Below are 18491 nucleotides of genomic sequence, written 5' to 3'. Positions count from 1 at the left end.
ATCATGCATTACACACCTGTTAATTAGCAGATCCAGCCATCTGCAACGTTGTTGTTCTTTCCTGCCAACAGCCTGCTCCATCAGGGATTAGCTCAAGCAATTCAATGTGCGTTGGAGTAACTGCCAGCACCCGGCCATGGTACAAACCAAGATAGTTACCCGTTGTCACCCGATGCAATGTTTGATCCCCTGCCTGGATCAGAGCCCATAACTGGCTGCTGTCACCCAGAGTACCACTCATGATCAAATTATCTAACGCAAAACTTTCCAATGGCTCCCTACGCCGATTTGGATCGGGGTGCGGACAATCACGTTGCTGCACAAAACGCTCCTGAATGACCTCGCGCCGTGGCAGCGCAAACGGACTTCTTGCCTGCGCACCTTGATAAGCAATGTGTTGAAACTCTTTCATTTCAGGCAAAGGCTCAATTCGGGTACGCGTATTGGCTTTCACTTCAGCCTCAAACTGATGAATATCCGAAATATCATCAAAACAGGCTGTTAAAAATAGCACCATTGAAACTAACCACAACCACCTCATTGGTCAGCCTCCTTGTAACGATAGGTTTTCGCCACAACATTAAAACGCAGCTTACCATCCTGCTCCGCAGCAATATTAAAATCGTGCAGACTAACGATACGCGGTAAGCGAGCAACTTCACTGACAAAGTTACCAAACTGATGGTAGTCACCTATCACATCAATACGTATCGGCAACTCGGTATAAAACTCTTTCTCAATCTCCGGCATCCAGTTAATCCGAACAAAGTTCAGTCCACTGGTGGTGCCAACATAGGTAATGTCATCCAATAGACCAGGGGTTTCATGCGTTGCCGGCAACTGTTTTAACAAAAACGAAAAGGTTTGCTCCATCTCGGCCATTTGCTGTTTGTAAGGCTCCAAATTCACGGCCGATGCATACTTGGTGCGGTACTCCTGACGTAGCTGCGTTTCCTGACGCTGGGCTGCATTTAAATCATCAATCTTACTGCTAACAAGCATGTAATAACTGAGCGCGGCAACTGCTACAGCCACCATGGCTGCAAAGATGACCTTCACCACAGCAGGCCAGCTGCCAATGTTGTCCAGTGTCAGCTCATTGACGTCAATGTTGGAGAAGTCAATATTCAAATCAAGCTTCATGGCATCTCCCCTTGCAGCACTTCAAAGCCTTGCACCCGGACATGCATTTTGAAGTCACTCAACAGCTGATTACTACGACCCGTTTCAATAAACTCCAGCAAAGGGTCCGACAGCAGCTCGGAGTCTTCCACCAGACGAATCATATTGGCCAAGCGATTATTGGATTCACTTCGACCATTGATAAGAATGGCGTTGCCCTTTTTCTCCAAACTGGTCAAATAAACGCCGCTTGGCACCACTCGCACCACTTCGTCCATGATCTGAGTTCCCAAGTTACGACTGCCTTGCAACTGGCTGATCAGTGCCATCCTCTGCTGCAGACTATTCTTGGTCTCATTCAAATCACGAATTTCAGCAATTTGTCGGTTCAGTTTATTAATCTCAGCTTGCAAATACTGATTGCGCTTTTGCTGCCCTTCCAGCCTGGCACTGTAAATCGAACTCACAACGAAAACCAGCATGAAACTCACCAGGGCTACGGCAGTCAAAATGCTCATATATTTCTTTTGCCGCTCTTTACGCGCAGCCTCGCGCCACGGCAGTAGGTTTATATGTGCCATGGTGAAAAACTCCTCAACGCCAGGCCTGTGGCAACCATCAGTTGCGGCCCCTGCTGTTTCAGTAATTCTTTATCAACCGAGCTCGCGCAATTCATGTCGGCGAATGGCCTGGCGATCACGGTATAAATACCTAATTCGTCCGTCAGCAACTTATCGATGCCTTCAAGCAGAGACGTACCACCGGAAATCACCAGATAATCAATATTCTCTTTACCACTGGTGGTCAAATACATCTGAACACCACGCCGAACTTGCTGCAGCAACATGGTTTGAAAAGGTGCCAACACTTCAAAGGTATAGTTGGGTGGTAAATCACCATTTACCTTGGCTTGCTCTGCCTCTTCGTAACTTTTGTTGTAGTAGGATAAAATACTGCGAGTGTATTGCTCACCACCAAATACCTGGTCACGGGTGTAAAGTGTTTTGCCTTTTTCCAACACCGATAAAAGTGTCATGGTTGCGCCAATATCGACCATAGCAACGACTTTCTGGTTGGCATCATCTGGCAACTGTTGCAGACAAAGAGCCGCTGAGCGGCTTAGTGCATAGCTTTCCACATCGATCACTTTGGCATGAAAACCACCATGCTCCAACGCCGCTACACGGCTTTCCACACTCTCGGTGCGGGCTGCACTTAGCAATACATTGACTTTGGATGGATCGGATTCATTCGTATCCAACTTCTCAAAGTCCATGCTGACTTCGTTGAGTGGATAAGGAATGAGGCTATCGGCCTCGACCTCAATTTGGCTTTCCAGTTCAGCATCGGTTAAGGCGACATCCATAAAAATGATTTTACTGATGACCGTTGAACCTGAGACTGCTGCAGCAGAAAACTTAACCGAGCGCGGAATTTTTTTACGGATTTTATTTAATACATTGCCCACGGCTTCAATGTCCTGGATTTCACGTTCGGACATAGCTCCTTTGGCCATCGGTTCAATTGCAAAGGCTTCCAGCTGGAATTGATCCTGCTGCTGACTTAGCAACACAGCTTTTACCGAGTGGGAGCCGATATCTATGCCCACCATCATCGGAGACTGTTTTCGAAAGAGTGGTTTCATCATAGCAACACACAGCCGTAGTTATTACATTTGTTATTGTTATACAATGTAGCTTAGATCCTTTTTTCAGGAATAAAAAGAGTTTATTCAAAAACAAACAACTATATACTAGTTGTCCGATGTCCAAATTGACAGTTGTAACTGAGGCGAATGGGTGTCCTGGCTTAAAAAAATTCTGTATTTGTGCTTAATTGGGCTTGTTCTGGCTGTGTTAACAGTGGCGGGGGCCTATTGGTATGTGAAAGATGATCTACCTGATGTGAGCTTGCTGCAGGATGTGCGGCTGCAAACGCCCATGCGCGTTTTTACGGCAGATGGTGAGCTGATGTCGCAATTTGGCGAGCAACGGCGCATACCTCTGACCCTTGACGAAATGCCACCTCAATTAATTGAAGCTTTCCTCGCCACGGAGGACAGTCGCTTCTACGAGCACCCAGGCTTTGATGTGATTGGCATGATGCGAGCTGCTATCGTAGTAGCCAGCACCCGGGATGCTAAGCAGGGTGCCAGTACCATTACCCAGCAGTTAGCACGAAACTTCTTTTTAACCCGTGAAAAGAAAGTGATCCGAAAGATCAAAGAGATCTTCTTAGCCGTTCGTATTGAGCAACTGCTGACTAAGGATGAAATTCTTGAGCTCTACCTGAACAAAATTGAACTGGGCCATCGCGCTTTTGGTGTTGGTGCTGCTGCTCAGGTGTACTTCGGTAAAACAGTTGATGAACTCACCCTGGATGAAATCGCCATTATCGCAGGTTTACCTCAAGCTCCTTCTGTGTTAAATCCTGTCCGCTCACCTGTCAATGCCCGTAATCGGCGCAATATTGTGCTGGGCCGAATGTTGGCCATGAACTATATTTCTGAACAGGAATACCGTGAAGCTCTGCAAGCGCCGGTCATAAGCCGTCGCCATGGCGCTCAGATTACTGCTTCGGCTCCCTATGTTGCGGAGATGGTCCGACAGCAGGTCGTGGATATGTTTGGTGAAGATTACGCCTACAGCGCTGGTCTGCAGGTATTTACCACCATCACTAAGCCTATTCAGGATGCAGCCCGTCGCTCCCTCCAGCAAAATTTGTACGATTACGATGAGCGTCATGGCTATCGAGGGCCACAAGCCCAGCTTTGGACCGCAGTAGTAAATGGAGCGGAGAAGGATCCAACCTGGCAAGAAACAGAGATCCTAAACTACCTGTCAGAGCACACCACCCTGGAAGATTTGCATCATGCCATCGTGGTCGCAGTTGAAGAACAAGAAGCTCAAGTGCTGCTGGCTGATGGTCGGCAACAGACCTTGCCGTGGGACGGCCTCAAATGGGCCCGCCGTTTTATCAACGATCAACGCCAGGGGCATGCCCCTAAGCAAGCAGCAGATATTCTGCAACCTGGCATGCACATCCGGGTGCGTCACAATGGCGAACACTGGCAATTAAGTCAGGAACCCGAAGCCACCAGCGCTCTGGTGGCCATAGATCCAAATACAGGTGCCATCCAGGCATTAGTCGGTGGCTTTAGCTTTGCTCAAAGTCAGTTTAACCGGGCAACCCAAGCCAAGCGTCAGGCAGGCTCTACCATTAAGCCTTTTATTTATTCGGCAGCCTTAGAGCATGGTTATACTTTAGCGTCCATTGTCAATGATGCCCCTATCCATCACTGGGATCAGGGCGCAGGCATAGCCTGGCGTCCCCGCAACTCTCCCGCCGTGTACGACGGCCCTATTCGGGTGCGTGAAGCGCTGGCCAAATCAAAGAACGTGGTATCGGTGCGCTTACTACGCGGTGTCGGCATCGACGCCACCATTCAACACTTGCGCAATTTTGGCTTTGCTGAATCCGACTTACCGCGTAATGAAACCTTATCGCTAGGCTCTGCGTCAGTGACTCCACTGGAACTGACGGCCGGCTATGCTGTTTTTGCCAACGGCGGTTTTCTGATTGATCCTTATGTGATCGATCGTATTTACAACGAAGAAGGCGAGCTGATTTACCAACACCAGCCTAAAATTGCCTGCCGTGACTGCTTGGAACGACCGGAGCCAAGCGCTAAGGGACCAGCGCATGCAGACGGCGATGCAGAAGCTCAGTTGGCCCAACTCTTTGCCAGCTTAGATCCGGTCCCAGAAAAGTCACAGTCGGAAGCATCGAACCAAGCCACACGCGTGCTTTCTGAGCAAAACGCATTCTTAATCCGGGAAGCCCTTAAATCCAGTGTTTGGGGTGGTGGTAACTGGAACCGTGGTACCGGCTGGAATGGCACCGCATGGCGGGTTCAGAGCTTGCAACGCCGTGATATTTCCGGCAAAACCGGTACCACCAATGATTCCAAAGATACCTGGTTTGCCGGCTTTAACAGCCAACTGGTCGGTGTCGCCTGGGTAGGCTTTGACGATGCCAACCGTAGCCTGGGCCGTGCCACCTGGAACGCGAATTTAGGACGCGATCAAAGCAGTGGCGTCGAGGCCGGTGCCCGAACTGCCCTGCCCGCCTGGCTGGAGTTTATGCGAGTGGCGATGAAGGATATGCCGGCAGATCAGGTGGAAACACCTTCTGGTATCTCCTCAGTGCGTATCGATTTGGAAACCGGTTTATTAACCCGGGCCAATGATCACACCAGTAGTTTTGAATTCTTCCTGCGAGGCACTGAGCCGAGCCAGTACGCTCAACCCGGTAGTCCAGCTTTCTCATTTGATGAAGATGAACCCAGCACCGAGCTGCTGGAACTGTTTGATTAAACTGGTAGATACTTATAGCAACTCAAACAAAACGGCTAGCTCAATGCTGGCCGTTGTTCATGCTTGGGACGGCCTATTGCTGAGCAGCCAGCCAAGCCTTTGCTTGCACCAGCGCTGGCAGCACTTGCTCCGGACTGGTCCCCCCCAGCGCATTGCGCCGCGCCATACCTGCTTCTAAGGTTAATGCTGGATAGACATCCTCACCGATAACCGCACTGACTTTTTGCATCTCAGCAAGTGGCAACTGCTCCAGTGGCACTTGCTGCCCGGATGCAATCAGCACCAACTGTCCGGATAAGTGATGGGCATCGCGGAAGGGAATGCCCTTCCCCACCAGATAATCAGCCAAATCGGTTGCATTGCTGTAGCCTAGCTCAGCCGCCTGACGACAAACATCTACTTTCACGCTTAAATGTGGCAATACCGTCGCCAATACCTGCAAGGATTGCTGCCACTGCTGCATCAAGTCAAAGAAGCCTTGTTTGTCTTCCTGCATGTCTTTGTTGTATGCCAGCGGCAAGCCCTTCAGCACATGCAAAATAGCCACCAGTTGGCCCAGAATACGGCCACTTTTGCCGCGCAGCAGCTCGAATACATCCGGATTCTTTTTCTGCGGCATCAGCGATGAGCCACTGCTGATGGCGTCACCCAATTTAAAGAAGCCCGCTTCACCAGAACAAAAGAAAATCACATCTTCCGATAAACGTGAGACATGAGTCATGCACAAGCTAGCAGTCGCAGACAGCTCAACCACGAAATCCCGATCGGACACCGCATCCAGGCTATTGGCTGCGGCGGTATCAAAACCCAGTTGCTGTGCCAACCAGCTGCGATCCACCGGTACACCGGTACCAGCCAGGGCGCCCGCACCAAGCGGACAAACATTCAGCCGCTTGCTGGCATCGTCCAAGCGGCCCAGATCACGTTTAAACATCTCCACATAAGCCAACGCCCAATGCGCCACCATCACCGGCTGTGCGCGTTGTAAGTGGGTATAACCCGGCATCACCGCCGTGCCGGCAGCCTCAGCGAAACTCAGCAATGCCTGAATACTGCCCAGCAAACTGCTGCGCACAGCGCTGGCGGCAGCCCGGGTCCAAAGCCGTAAATCGGTCGCCACTAAATCGTTGCGACTGCGGCCGGTATGTAGCTTACGGGCTACCGCGCCAAGACGCTCGGTCAACTTACTTTCAACCCAGCTGTGAATGTCTTCCTCGCCGCTTTCGACCGGCAAACGAGGATTTTGCAGCAGCTCCTCGGCCAACTGCTGCAACGCCTGCTGCAGCTGTTTAGCTTCATCCTCTGCAATCAGGCCAGCTTCGGCAAGGCCTGCAGCCCAGACTTTCGATGCTGCGATATCCTGCTGCGCCAGCTGGTAGTCAAAGCTGATGGAATCATTAAAGGCTTTGAACTCATCCAGCGTGGCTTCGGTAAAACGCCCGCCCCACATCGCCATAATCAGGACTCCTGCGCTGTTTTATCAGCCGCATGCATGGCACGGATGCGGCTGGCCAGGCTGTACAAACGAATAAAACCGGCTGCATCCTGCTGGTTGTAGACTTCATCGTCTTCAAAGGTAGCAAAGGCTTCCGAGTACAGGCTGTTGACAGAGCGACGCTTGGCTACAGTGACCCGGCCTTTGTACAACTTCAATACTACATCACCGGTCAAGTCCTGCGCCAGGCTGGTCGCAGCGGCCAGTAAGGCGTCTTTAAGTGGGGTAAACCAGCGGCCATCGTACACCAGCTGGGCAAACTTCAGGCCTATCTCCTCACGGTAATTCAGCGCCGTACGGTCATACACCAGAGCTTCAAGCCCCTGCAAGCCGGCCAGTAAAATGGTACCGCCCGGGGTTTCATAACAACCACGGGATTTCATACCCACTAAGCGGTTTTCGACAATATCAATCCGGCCCACGCCATGCTCGGCTCCAATATCATTCAGCAAGCTTAAGGCCTCGACCGGGGCCAATGCCTGACCATTGATTTTTTGCAGCTCACCAGCCACAAATGACAGCTCGACATAGGCTGGTTGATCCGGCGCCTGCTCCGGCGATTTCGTCCAGGTCCAGACCTGCTCAGATGGCTCGCACCAGGGGTCTTCCAGCTCACCGCCTTCGTGTGAAATATGCCACAGGTTGGCATCCCGGCTGTAAATCTTGGTGGCAGACGAGGTGGTTGGGATTTTCTTTTCAACCAGATAGTCCAGCAAGGATTGCCGGGAGCTGAACTCCCACTCGCGCCAGGGCGCAATCACTTTGAGTTGCGGCGCCAACGCCGCAAAAGCGCTTTCAAAGCGCACCTGATCATTGCCTTTGCCGGTGCAGCCATGGCTGAGTGCATCAGCGCCTACTTTCAGGGCCAATTCGACCTGAGCGCGGGCAATCACCGGCCGGGCCATGGAGGTGCCCAGCAGGTACTGACCTTCGTAGACGGCGCCGGTTTTTAAGGTCGGGTAGACCACTTCACGCATCAACTGATCGCGCAAGTCCACCACGTAACAGCTGGATGCCCCTGAGGCGATGGCTTTTTCTTCCACCCCGGCCAGTTCGTCATCGCCCTGACCGACATTGGCGACAAAGGCCACCACTTCGCAGTTGTAGTTGTCTTTTAACCAAGGCACGATGGCCGAAGTATCCAATCCGCCGGAATACGCCAATACGACTTTTTTTACACTCATCTCGCACCTCATGCTAAAAGTTGAACCAGCACCGCATTTTGCGCGTGCATTCTGTTTTCTGCTTGCTGCAATACCAGGGCTGCTTTACTGTCCAGCAGCTCGCTGGTGACTTCCTGCCCCCGATGCGCGGGCAAGCAGTGCATTAAATAGGAAATGCCCAGTCGCTCTAACACAGCACTGGACAGCTGATAATCACCAAAACGACGCAACTGCTCGGCTGCATCCATCGATTCTCCCATCGACACCCAGGTATCTGTGTAGATAGCCTGGCTACCATGAGCTTCGGATAAATGATGGCTTAAACTCAGGCTGGCGCCAGTTTTTGTGGCAATGGCCTGCGCCTGTTGCAGTACATGGCCATCCGGACCATGATTAGGCGGCGTGATCACCACCAGTTTCATGCCAGCTAAGGCGGCGCCCAGCATCAACGAATGGCAGACATTGTTGCCATCGCCGACAAAAGCCAGTTGTACCTGACTTAAATCGCCGAAGGTTTCGTGCAAGGTCAGCAAGTCGGCCAGCGCCTGACAGGGGTGGTATAAATCGCTGAGCGCATTGACCACCGGAATACCGCTGCTGGCGGCAAGTTTCTCCAGCGTGCTCTGCGTATAAACCCGTGCGACGATGGCATCGGTCCAGCAGGCCAGATTACGACCAAAATCCTCCACCGTCTCCCGCTTACCCATAGCACCATTTTGCTGATCCAGGTAAACGCTGTGCCCACCCAATTTATGGATACCTACATCAAAGCTAACGCGGGTTCGTAGTGAAGGCTTTTCGAACAATAAGGCGATGCTTTTACCGGCTAGGGCTTGTTGGTACAGTGCTGGCTGATGCTTGATTTGCAATGCCAGTTGCAGCAAGTGCTGCAACTGCTCTGGTGAGAGCTCCTGCAAGGACAAGAGTTGATGAAAAGATGTCATAAGCGAACTCGCTGTGTTTTTTAATCTAAGGTTGGATCCGGCTACCTACCGGCTGACCCGCCAGCAACGCCAGTAACAGGTCCGGTTGTTGCCAGCCGGCCACTACGATGCTGCGCTTTAAGGCTTGCGCCGTTTCCAGCGCGGCGTCCAATTTGACTTTCATGCCGCCCTTAATCACGCCGCTGGCAACGAGGCGGTTGGCGGCTTGCGCATCTAACTGTGGAATTAAGCTGCCATCGGCTTGCAAAATCCCTGGCACATCGGTCAGCAGCAGTAAATCACCCTGCAGCAACTGGCAAAGCGCTGCGGCCGCCAAATCAGCATTTATATTCAACAGTGCGCCGTTGCTATGGCCGATGGAGCTAAGCACCGGGGTAAAGCCTTGCGACAATAATCCCTGCAATAACTCGGGCTGGCCTGGCATGGCCTTGGCAACAGCGCCCAGTTGCGGGATGGCTTCAAAGCGACAACTGCCACCAGCCCCCAAGGTTAAACCAACTGGCTTTAGTTCCGCCAAATCGGCCAAAGCCACCAGCTCCGCATTAACCCCGCCAGCCAAAGCACCGGCAATCACTGGCATTTGCTCAGGCGGCGACACCCGCTGGCCATCGATCTTTTCAGTGACAAAGCCAAAGGTCTGCAACCAGATTTCTACCTGAGCACCGCCGCCATGCACCAACACCAGTGGCCGCTGCTGTTTGATGTGCTGGCAGACCGCCAGTAAAGCTGTAATCGCTGGCGGCTCTTGCAACAGACGACCGCCCAGTTTGACAATAAGTGGCCGTACCTCAGTCACGATAACCTCCTGCCAGCAAGCCGGCTGCTTCCGGGTAACCAAACTTTAAATTGGCCAATTGCACCGCCTGAGCCGCTGCGCCTTTTAGCAGGTTGTCGATGGCAGACACCACCACCAATTGCTGGCCATGCTGCTGCCAGTGCAGATCGCAGAAACAGGTGCCAGCCACATCAGCGACATTGGGTGAACGCGGCAATAAGCGCACCATCGGTTTGTGCTGGTAATGCTGCTGATAGGCCGCATCGACCTCGGCTTTGCTGATACCGGCCTTTAAGCAGACACTGATGGTCGCCAGAATGCCGCGCTTAAAATTACCCAGGTGCGGGGTAAAGACCACAGAGCAGCCCAGCGTCTGCTCAATTTCCGGCCGGTGCCTGTGGCCAAAAAAGCCGTAAGCCGAAAGGCCAACTTCGCAAAAAGAGGTACCAAGACTGGCTTTGCGCCCAGCCCCGGATACGCCACTGATGGCATTGATCACCGGCACAGCACCTTCGGCCAGCAAGCCAGCTTTGATAAGCGGCAATAACGCCAGCGCTGAAGCGGTTGGATAACAGCCAGCCACGGCAAATAAAGAATGTTCCAACTCAGAAGCACTGATCCATTCTGCCAGGCCATAAGGAGCCTGTGGCAGAAGTTCCGGATGCTGATGCGGGTAGCCATAAAATTCCGGGTACAAGGCAGCGTTTTTTAACCGAAAAGCACCGGATAAATCGAACACTACCAGTCCCTTGGCCAGCAATTGCGGTGCCAGTTCTTCGCTGGCCTCGTGCGGTAAAGCTAAAAAGGCGATATCCGCCTGCTGCGCTACCTCATTGATAGCTTCAGGCTGCCAGGGCAGTACCTGCAGATCCAGCTGATTGCTGTACCTTGGATACAAACTGGCAAAAGCCTCAGGCTCACGACCAGCAGATGCATAAGCAGCCACTAACTCAATGGCCGGGTGCTGGCTGATCAGTTGCACCAGCTCGGCACCGCTGTAACCAGCTGCGCCCAATATAATTGCGCGTTTTTTCAACAAAACCATTGATTGAAACTGAGATTGAGATTGCGACATCGGCGACTTTCCTCACACGGATAAGCCGCTAGTCTACGCAGTGACACAGCAAAAAACAAGAATTATTATGCTGTTTTTGTGAATTTATATCCAAATGTTGTCGAGATTAAATAATTAGTCTGCCGGCACTGGGTTACCGGCAGATGACAAAGCAAGCCTCCACCTTAAGCCTGCGTTTGAGCAAGCGGCCGAACGCCAAGTAAATGACAGATGGCATAGCTTAATTCGCTGCGATTGAGTGTATAGAAATGGAAGTGCTCTATCCCTTCCCGGCTTAACACTTTCACCATTTCCATCGCAATATTGGCCGCTACCAGGTTGCGGGTGGTAGGGTCTTGCTCCAGACCTTCGTAGGCATTATGCATCCAGCCAGGCACTGCCACATTGGTTAGAGCAGCAAACTTCAGTAACTGCTGAAAATTGGTCACCGGCAAAATTCCAGGAATAATATCAACATCAATCCCAACAGCGGCACAGCGATCGCGGTAACGCAAAAACTTTTCCGCATCAAAAAAGAACTGGGTGATGGCGCGGGAGGCACCGGCATCAACTTTTCGTTTTAAGTTCAGCAGATCAAATTGCGCATTGGGTGCTTCCGGGTGCACCTCTGGATAAGCCGCCACTGAAATATCAAAATCGGCTACCGAGCGCAGGATCTCGACCAGATCAGCAGCATAAAGCGCAGGCTTCTCTGTGGTGCCTGCAGGCAAATCACCTCGCAGCGCTACTATGTGGCGAATACCATTGTCCCAGTAATCACGGGCGATTTGTTTCAGCTCTTCAACACTGGCATCGATGCAGGTCAGATGCGGTGCGGCAATCAAGCCAGTACGTTGCTTGATGGATTTAATGATGTCGTGGGTACGATCACGCTCGCCGGAGTTGGCTCCATAGGTCACCGAAACAAAGCTCGGCGCCAAAGGGGCTAAACGCTCAATGGACTGCCAGAGCGTCTGCTCCATTTGCTCGGTTTTTGGTGGGAAAAACTCAAAACTGACCTTGGTTTTCCCTTGCACATCGTGCAGGTTGCGGTTAATCGCTTCTAAAAATTGGGCATGAGCAAAGGACATTTACGACGACCTCGGTAAATTAGCAACATTTGACAATAACAACTGGCGGCTAAGCTGCGCCAGATCCGCATGCACACCACCGGCAGTAACGGTTCGGCCAGCACCGGGACCTTTGATCACCAAAGGCAGCTCCTGATACCAGTCGGACTCAATCACAAATACATTGTCGCACGGTTGAATGGCAGCCAATGGGTCCGAACCTGGCACGGCGACTAAGCGAACGCAGGCATCGACCCCATCAGCGGTCAGGCGAAGCTCGCCGACATAACGCAATTGCTGGTGTGAGGCTTGCTCAAAGTGCTGCTGCATCAACGCATCAAACTCAGCGCGCTGTTGCCAGAAATGATCCCAACTTGCGCCTGCCAAAGCTTCAGGCAGTAAAGGTTCCAGCCTGATATCGGCTAAATCCAGTGAGCAACCGAGTTCCCGGGCCAGCACCAGCAACTTGCGCTGCACGTCGCGACCGGATAAATCCTCGCGCGGATCCGGCTCGGTATAACCCAGTTCTTTCGCCTGCAGCAGCAAGTCGGAAAATGCCCTGCTGCCATCGTATTGACACAGTAACCAGGACAAAGTACCGGAGAAAATCCCGCTGATGCGGCTTACTTTATCGCCGGCAGATTGCAGCTCATTCAATGCTCGCTGCACTGGTAAACCAGCACCAACCGTAGTATTGCTCAGCCAGTGCAGCTTTTGCTCATTGAGCTGGTTAAGGATCTGCTGATACTGCGGCTCAGGCAAAGTAACGCCTTGCTTATTGGCACTGATAATATGACAACCTGCGGCAATAAAATCCGGATACTGCTCGGCCAGAGCCTGGCTTGGTGTTAAATCAATCAGCACCTTAGGGGCTGGCAAACGGGCAATTTCAGTGAGCAAGGCCTGCTGATTTAAAGGCCCGGCCTGTTGTAGCAGTGAGGGTAACTCGTGCACGGCAGCAGGTTTTAGCACCATCTGGCGCGAGTTAAATAATGCTGCTAATTGCAGGCCATGGCTACCCTGACAGCGCTGCTGATGCCCCGGTAATAAACGTAAAAACTCGGAGCCCACATTTCCCGTGCCCGCAACTATCAGCTGGATGTCAGGGCGTGGCTGGGTGCAATACTGATGCAGTTCGGCAAAACTCACGGCAGATAGCTCCTGTGCAAATAACCAGACGGCAAGTTCTTTGTTCTGATAAGTGTGAGCGGGTCGAAGTCGCTGGAGACAGGCCGCCACATCGGCAGGTAAGGTCTCTTGCTGCACAGGCGCAGGCTTTAACCAGGCCACTGCATAATAGGCCGTGGTATCATGCACTGCATGCACCTGGCGCTCAGCCAACAGCTGCACCGCCTGATCAGCAACCTTAGCTGGTAGTAACCACAGGTTGCCCTGCGCACTTTGTTGCAGGGACACCACAGGTTGTTGCAGTTCAGCAGCCAACCAATGAGCATCAAAGCCATGCAGGTCATGCACACTGAGTAGCACCATCTGCTGCAAATCGGTGACAAAGCTGGCCTGGCAGCTGGTATCCGGAACGATCTGACAGCCCTGGCGTTCAGGTTCAAAGCTGGAACGCACCTGCAGCTGAGTCTGACTATTGTACAAAGGGGCCAGCGTACGGGCGTGCAGTACCGGGTTCCCCAGTTCTGCCAACAAGCAAGCCTGGCGCCAGCTCACCTGATGATAAGGTCGGGCCGCCGGTAAACGGCGTGGATCGCCGCTGTAAATCGCATCCACATCGGTCCAGATATGCACCTGCTGTGCTTGCACCAATCGCCCCAGTATAGTGGCGGAATAGTCGCTGCCATTGCGCCCCAGCGTCAGACTGTGTCCGGCCGGATCGCGACCAATAAAGCCGGTGACGACCTGAATGCCTTCCGTTCGAAGCGCCAGCAAATGCTGCTCGGACTCATCCCAGCGGATTTGCTGACCTTCAACGGTCAAAAATTTTCGACTGTCCAGCCAATCGGCTTGCAGGCCGGATTGGCGCAATAAGCGACTCAACAGCAAGGCGGATAAAGATTCCCCCAGTGCCAGCACATCAGCCGTTTGGCCAGACTGAACCTGTTCAGGCAAAGCTACCAACCACTGGGTCAGCTCGGTCAGCACTTCGTCTTGCCAAGGGGTAGTCAGGGTCTGACGAACCAACTCAGTCAAAGCACCACCCAGCTCAGCTACAGCCTGCTTAATCGGCTCGCCCTGACCGGCCAGCGCTAACAAAGCGCAGAGCTGATCAGTGGTTTTGCCCGGTGCTGACACCACCAACCAGAAGTCACTGTGCGGTTGCAAATCATGTTGCTGCACAATCTGCTTTACTATCTGAGCCACCGCCTGAAAGCGGCTGGCATTGGCCAGGCTGGTACCGCCAAATTTATGCACCTGGCTGTTAGCGGCACGATCAAGTTTTCTTAAAGCTTGTGTTGTCATCATCTCACCATAAAGCGGTCAATGCCGGATTCAACGGCAATGGCTGCGAAAAATCTTGTTTGCTATCAATAGCACCACTGGCACTTGGGCCTGACGCTTTGGCACTGGCCTGGCTGGTAGCAGAATCGATCTGCTGGCGACCAGCCCGGCTGGCTGATTCCAACACAGCAAAGCCATGCGCTAAATCCGCCAGTAAATCGTCAATGGCTTCAATGCCAACCGACAAACGCAGCAGGGTTGGCCCTATACCAGCGGTGACTTGCGCTTGAGCATCCATCGAGGCATGGGTCATGCTACCTGGGTGGCAAATGAGGCTCTCGATACCACCGAGCGATTGAGCCAAAGTAAAGCACTGCAGTGCATCCAGAAAATCCTGCAGTAAAGCGGGCTCAACTGCTAAGTCAAAACTAAGCATGGCCCCAAATCCCTGCTGCTGGGCCTTTGCAATAGCATGGCCAGGGTGATCAACCAAGCCAGGGTAATAAACCTTACTGACCAAAGGCTGTTGCTGCAAAAAAGCGACGATCCGCTCCGCATTAGCCTGATGCTGCTGCATCCGAGGCAATAAGGTACGCAGGCCTCGCAGTGTCATGTAAGCATCAAAGGCTGCGCCGGTAATGCCCAGACAATTGGCCCACCATTTTAGTTCATCGCCCACCGCTTGATCGGCGCAAATCAAAGCACCAGCGACCACATCGCTGTGACCATTGATGTACTTGGTGGTGGAGTGAACGACGATGTCTGCTCCCAATGCCAGTGGTTGCTGCAGTACCGGCGATAAAAAAGTGTTATCTACTACCACCCTGGCAGTCAGTTTCTTGGCCAACTGGCAAACAGCGCGAATATCGGTGATTTGGAGCAAGGGATTGCTCGGCGTTTCCAGCCAAATCATCGCGGGCTGAGCGGCTTCAATCTGGCTGACCCAGTCCTTTTGCTGGAAATTGACAATCACCAGTTTAAAGCTCTGTTTACGCTCAGCCAGATTGGTAAAGAGCCGATAACTGCCACCATAGCAATCATGCGGGATCACCAAAGTATCAGCCGGTGTTAATAACTGCAGCGCCAGCAAACACGCCGACATACCGGTATTGGTCACGATGGCTTTGGTTCCCCCCTCCAGCTCAGCCAAAGCCTCAGCCAGCAGATCGCGGGTTGGGTTGTTGGAGCGGCTGTAATCATAAGCGCCTGCCTTGCCAAGTGCTTTTAACCGATAGGTGGTGGTCAGGTACATCGGTGGCGTCACTGCTTCATGGGCTGTGTCCTGGGCAATACCCGCCCGGGCCGCTATGGTAGCAAAGTGACGTTGGCTCATGCTGAAGCTCCTGAGTTATTTTAGATGTTTAGACGTCTAAAAGTATAACCAGATAAATGGCGATGTCAAAACTTTTCTCTGCTAAGATAAAGCTTATTGCTGGATGGCTATTTGACTGAAGCGGTAAAAGAGTTAAAATTTCGGCACTTGCTACCACCCGATGCAGCAATGGATTGAAAGTGCGGGCGGTGAAGCATCCAACGACAACAACTACAAGGTATTGTTATGGCTAAATGGAATGGTGAATACATTCACCCCTATGCGGAACATGGTAAAAAATCCGAACAAGTCAAAAAAATTACTGTGTCTATTCCGCTGAATGTTCTGAAAGTTTTAACCGATGAACGCACCCGACGTCAGGTCAACAACCTGCGCCATGCCACCAACAGTGAATTGCTGTGTGAAGCTTTCCTGCATGCCTTTACTGGCCAGCCATTGCCAAGCGATGACGATCTACGTAAAGACAGCCCGCATCAAATTCCGCAGGAAGTACGTGATATCCTGACCAGCATGGGCAAGCCGATTCCGGAAATCATTGAAGCAGACGATACCGAAGACTAAGCCGTGTTGCATTTCCAAAGAAAAACCGCAGCCCAGAGCTGCGGTTTTTTATTGCTGGTATCCTGTTAGCGTACCAGACGGGCTACACCGGAAGCGATAGCTGCATCAGATACCGCTTTGGAAACCCGCTCCAGCAGACGTGGGTCCATTGGTTTTGGAATAATGTACTCTGGACCAAACACCAACGCATCGACTTCTGCGGCTTTTAATACCGCTGCCGGCACCGGCTCCTTCGCAATGCTGCGAATCGCATGCACAGCGGCAATTTTCATTTCATCGTTGATCACGCTGGCCCGAACATCCAGGGCACCACGGAAAATAAACGGGAAACACAGCACGTTATTCACCTGATTCGGGTAATCGGAACGCCCTGTCGCCATAATGATGTCGCTGCGGGTCGCATGCGCCAGCTCGGGTTTAATTTCCGGATCCGGGTTGGAGCAGGCAAAAATCACCGGCTTATCGGCCATCAGCTTTAGTGCTTCTGCTGGCAGGACATCCGGGCCAGATACGCCGACAAAGACATCCGCACCTTGCAGTGCATCTTCCAGCGTGCGCTTATCGGTGTTGTTGGCAAATAGCTTTTTGTATTCGTTCAGATCATCACGCCGGGTATGAATCACGCCCTTACGATCCAGCATATAGATGTATTCGCGCTTGGCGCCACACTTGATCAGCAACTCCATGCAGGCAATGGCCGCAGCACCAGCCCCCATACAGACTATGGTCGCTTCGCTGAGCTCTTTGCCTTGAATTTCCAATGCGTTCAGCATACCAGCAGCGGTGACAATGGCTGTGCCATGCTGATCATCGTGAAATACTGGAATATTGCAGCGCTTGATCAGCTCTTTTTCGATTTCAAAGCATTCAGGCGCCTTGATATCTTCTAAATTGATGCCACCAAAGGTATCAGCAATGTTGGCAACGGTATTGATAAACTCTTCAGTGGTGCGGTGACTGACTTCAATATCAATGGAGTCCAGATTGGCAAAGCGCTTAAACAACAGCGCTTTCCCTTCCATAACAGGCTTGGATGCCATCGGCCCCAGATTGCCCAAACCTAAGATGGCAGAGCCATTGGAAATCACCGCAACTAAATTGCCTTTGGCGGTGTATTTGTACACATCATCCGGATCTTCCGCAATGCAACGTACCGGCTCAGCTACACCCGGACTATAGGCCAGTGCCAGATCGCGAACAGTTTCCGCAGGTTTACTGATTTCAATACTGATCTTGCCTGGGGTAGGCTCGGCGTGATACTTCAGTGCTTGTGATTTAAAATCGGACATGATGGTTTCCTGAACGTGTTGTAGGGTGCATTAAGGCCATTGGCTCTGACCGGCTCTGGTGGGCTTTTTCCTGATCGTTGGGCTGTTATTTTATCCGTTGCCAGCACGGAAAAGAATCGTTGTTATGCAGCTCGTACCAGTCACCACCACATCCAAAGATTAGTGTATAAGCTCTAGATGTAAAGCCGTCTGGAATGATTTATAGCAAGTTTTTGCCCACCCGCCAAGTCCATTCAAAAGACTGACTCAGCGGCAATGCAGAAGGATGCAGCAAGATTGGATGCTCATGCAACCAAAGCCATGGCTAGCCCAGACAGAGACTACAACGCGACCAACAGTGACTGCATAAATTTTTTTTATGTCTCTTCCACTTCATCGATGCGAAAGAAGCGAATTGAAAGGGGGTAATTTTGAATGATACCCTCTTTTGCCTTGATGGCACCGAGCACACTAAAGGCGATAGAACAAATGACCAAAGCCAGCAGTATCGGAAAACCAATTAGGATGACGGTAAGCAGTAAAGCAATAAAGAAATAAAGCACAAAACTTAAAATCCAGTTAAAAACCACTTTGCCATGCCGGTCAATGGTGGCGTCTTCATTGCGCGATAGCCACATCACCAATGGCACCACCCAGCCGAGTATAGGCAAAATGAATGCACAAAGCTGCGCCAGATGCATCAACATAGTGTAGTGGTTGGTTTGTAAAAAAAACTGCTGCAGACTTATCGTGGGCTGGCTCAGGATTTTTTGTTTTTGCTCGGTATATTCCTGCTCAGATAGAATGCCCTTTTCACGCAATTCGTTTAATTTTTCCAGTTGCTGTAAATCCATGCTATCCCCCAGCACTCATTGAGTTTATAAACAACTTAGCCAAGATTACAGCAAACAGCAACTGAGT

General features: G+C 51.8%; 16 protein-coding genes. 2 read left to right on the top strand and 14 right to left on the bottom strand.

The window, feature by feature from the left end; all coding sequences use genetic code 11:
* Window positions 1–19: 19 nt before the first annotated feature.
* Genes JJU14_RS07945 through JJU14_RS07930 form a run of 4 tightly spaced genes read right to left on the bottom strand, consistent with a single transcriptional unit; the run spans window position 20 to window position 2770 of the window.
* Entirely contained in the window at window positions 20–541 is a 522-nt protein-coding gene (locus JJU14_RS07945) for a pilus assembly protein PilP (protein WP_228612331.1), read from the bottom strand.
* Window positions 538–1143 carry a type 4a pilus biogenesis protein PilO gene (locus tag JJU14_RS07940; protein WP_228612329.1) on the bottom strand — a complete coding sequence of 202 codons (606 nt, stop codon included), beginning with the start codon at window positions 1141–1143 and terminating at the stop codon, window positions 538–540. Before JJU14_RS07940 ends, JJU14_RS07945 begins: the two co-directional genes overlap by 4 nt.
* Window positions 1140–1703, bottom strand: a complete 564-nt coding sequence (locus JJU14_RS07935; RefSeq protein ID WP_228612327.1) for a PilN domain-containing protein — start codon at window positions 1701–1703, stop codon at window positions 1140–1142. Before JJU14_RS07935 ends, JJU14_RS07940 begins: the two co-directional genes overlap by 4 nt.
* Window positions 1691–2770, bottom strand: a complete 1080-nt coding sequence (locus JJU14_RS07930) for a pilus assembly protein PilM (protein WP_228612325.1) — start codon at window positions 2768–2770, stop codon at window positions 1691–1693. Before JJU14_RS07930 ends, JJU14_RS07935 begins: the two co-directional genes overlap by 13 nt.
* A 151-nt stretch (window positions 2771–2921) precedes the next feature.
* Here JJU14_RS07930 and JJU14_RS07925 point away from each other — a divergent pair, with 151 nt between their 5' ends.
* Window positions 2922–5498: a PBP1A family penicillin-binding protein gene (locus tag JJU14_RS07925; protein ID WP_228612323.1), complete on the top strand. Its 2577-nt coding sequence runs from the start codon at window positions 2922–2924 to the stop codon at window positions 5496–5498.
* A gap of 73 nt (window positions 5499–5571) precedes the next feature.
* Here JJU14_RS07925 and argH read toward each other — a convergent pair whose 3' ends face one another.
* The 8 genes from argH to metB form a co-directional block, all read right to left on the bottom strand.
* The gene (argH, locus tag JJU14_RS07920; RefSeq protein ID WP_228612321.1) at window positions 5572–6954 is read right to left on the bottom strand and encodes an argininosuccinate lyase; all 1383 of its coding nucleotides are present in this window, start codon (window positions 6952–6954) and stop codon (window positions 5572–5574) included.
* A gap of 2 nt (window positions 6955–6956) precedes the next feature.
* On the bottom strand, window positions 6957–8177 hold the full coding sequence (locus tag JJU14_RS07915; RefSeq protein WP_228612319.1) for an argininosuccinate synthase: 1221 nt from the start codon (window positions 8175–8177) through the stop codon (window positions 6957–6959).
* 8 nt (window positions 8178–8185) lie between these two features.
* The gene (locus tag JJU14_RS07910; protein ID WP_228612317.1) at window positions 8186–9100 is read right to left on the bottom strand and encodes an ornithine carbamoyltransferase; all 915 of its coding nucleotides are present in this window, start codon (window positions 9098–9100) and stop codon (window positions 8186–8188) included.
* A gap of 25 nt (window positions 9101–9125) precedes the next feature.
* The gene (gene argB / locus JJU14_RS07905; RefSeq protein ID WP_228612315.1) at window positions 9126–9896 is read right to left on the bottom strand and encodes an acetylglutamate kinase; all 771 of its coding nucleotides are present in this window, start codon (window positions 9894–9896) and stop codon (window positions 9126–9128) included.
* On the bottom strand, window positions 9889–10950 hold the full coding sequence (gene argC / locus JJU14_RS07900; RefSeq protein WP_228612313.1) for an N-acetyl-gamma-glutamyl-phosphate reductase: 1062 nt from the start codon (window positions 10948–10950) through the stop codon (window positions 9889–9891). The genes argB and argC overlap by 8 nt, the downstream gene beginning before the upstream one ends.
* Before the next feature lie 164 nt (window positions 10951–11114).
* Window positions 11115–12020: a methylenetetrahydrofolate reductase gene (metF, locus tag JJU14_RS07895; protein ID WP_228612311.1), complete on the bottom strand. Its 906-nt coding sequence runs from the start codon at window positions 12018–12020 to the stop codon at window positions 11115–11117.
* On the bottom strand, window positions 12021–14429 hold the full coding sequence (gene metL, locus JJU14_RS07890; RefSeq protein WP_228612309.1) for a bifunctional aspartate kinase/homoserine dehydrogenase II: 2409 nt from the start codon (window positions 14427–14429) through the stop codon (window positions 12021–12023).
* 4 nt (window positions 14430–14433) lie between these two features.
* On the bottom strand, window positions 14434–15741 hold the full coding sequence (gene metB / locus JJU14_RS07885; protein ID WP_228612307.1) for a cystathionine gamma-synthase: 1308 nt from the start codon (window positions 15739–15741) through the stop codon (window positions 14434–14436).
* Between the two features lie 225 nt (window positions 15742–15966).
* On the opposite strand from metB, the gene metJ reads away from it, so the two are divergent.
* Window positions 15967–16302, top strand: coding sequence for a met regulon transcriptional regulator MetJ (gene metJ / locus JJU14_RS07880; RefSeq protein WP_228612305.1), 336 nt, complete (start codon window positions 15967–15969; stop codon window positions 16300–16302).
* Window positions 16303–16367: 65 nt separating this feature from the next.
* Here metJ and JJU14_RS07875 read toward each other — a convergent pair whose 3' ends face one another.
* Both JJU14_RS07875 and JJU14_RS07870 read right to left on the bottom strand, forming a co-directional pair.
* On the bottom strand, window positions 16368–17591 hold the full coding sequence (locus tag JJU14_RS07875) for a malic enzyme-like NAD(P)-binding protein (protein ID WP_228612303.1): 1224 nt from the start codon (window positions 17589–17591) through the stop codon (window positions 16368–16370).
* A gap of 356 nt (window positions 17592–17947) precedes the next feature.
* Complete coding sequence (locus JJU14_RS07870) at window positions 17948–18424, bottom strand: DUF4870 domain-containing protein (protein WP_228612301.1); 477 nt, start codon at window positions 18422–18424, stop codon at window positions 17948–17950.
* Between the last annotated feature and the right edge of the window lie 67 nt (window positions 18425–18491).

Source organism: Alkalimonas sp., from assembly GCF_020831925.1.
In the GTDB taxonomy this organism is placed as follows: Bacteria; Pseudomonadota; Gammaproteobacteria; order Enterobacterales; family Alteromonadaceae; genus Alkalimonas.
Note: the sequence above shows the minus strand (reverse complement) of the source record. Positions and strands in the feature narration are given on the sequence as shown.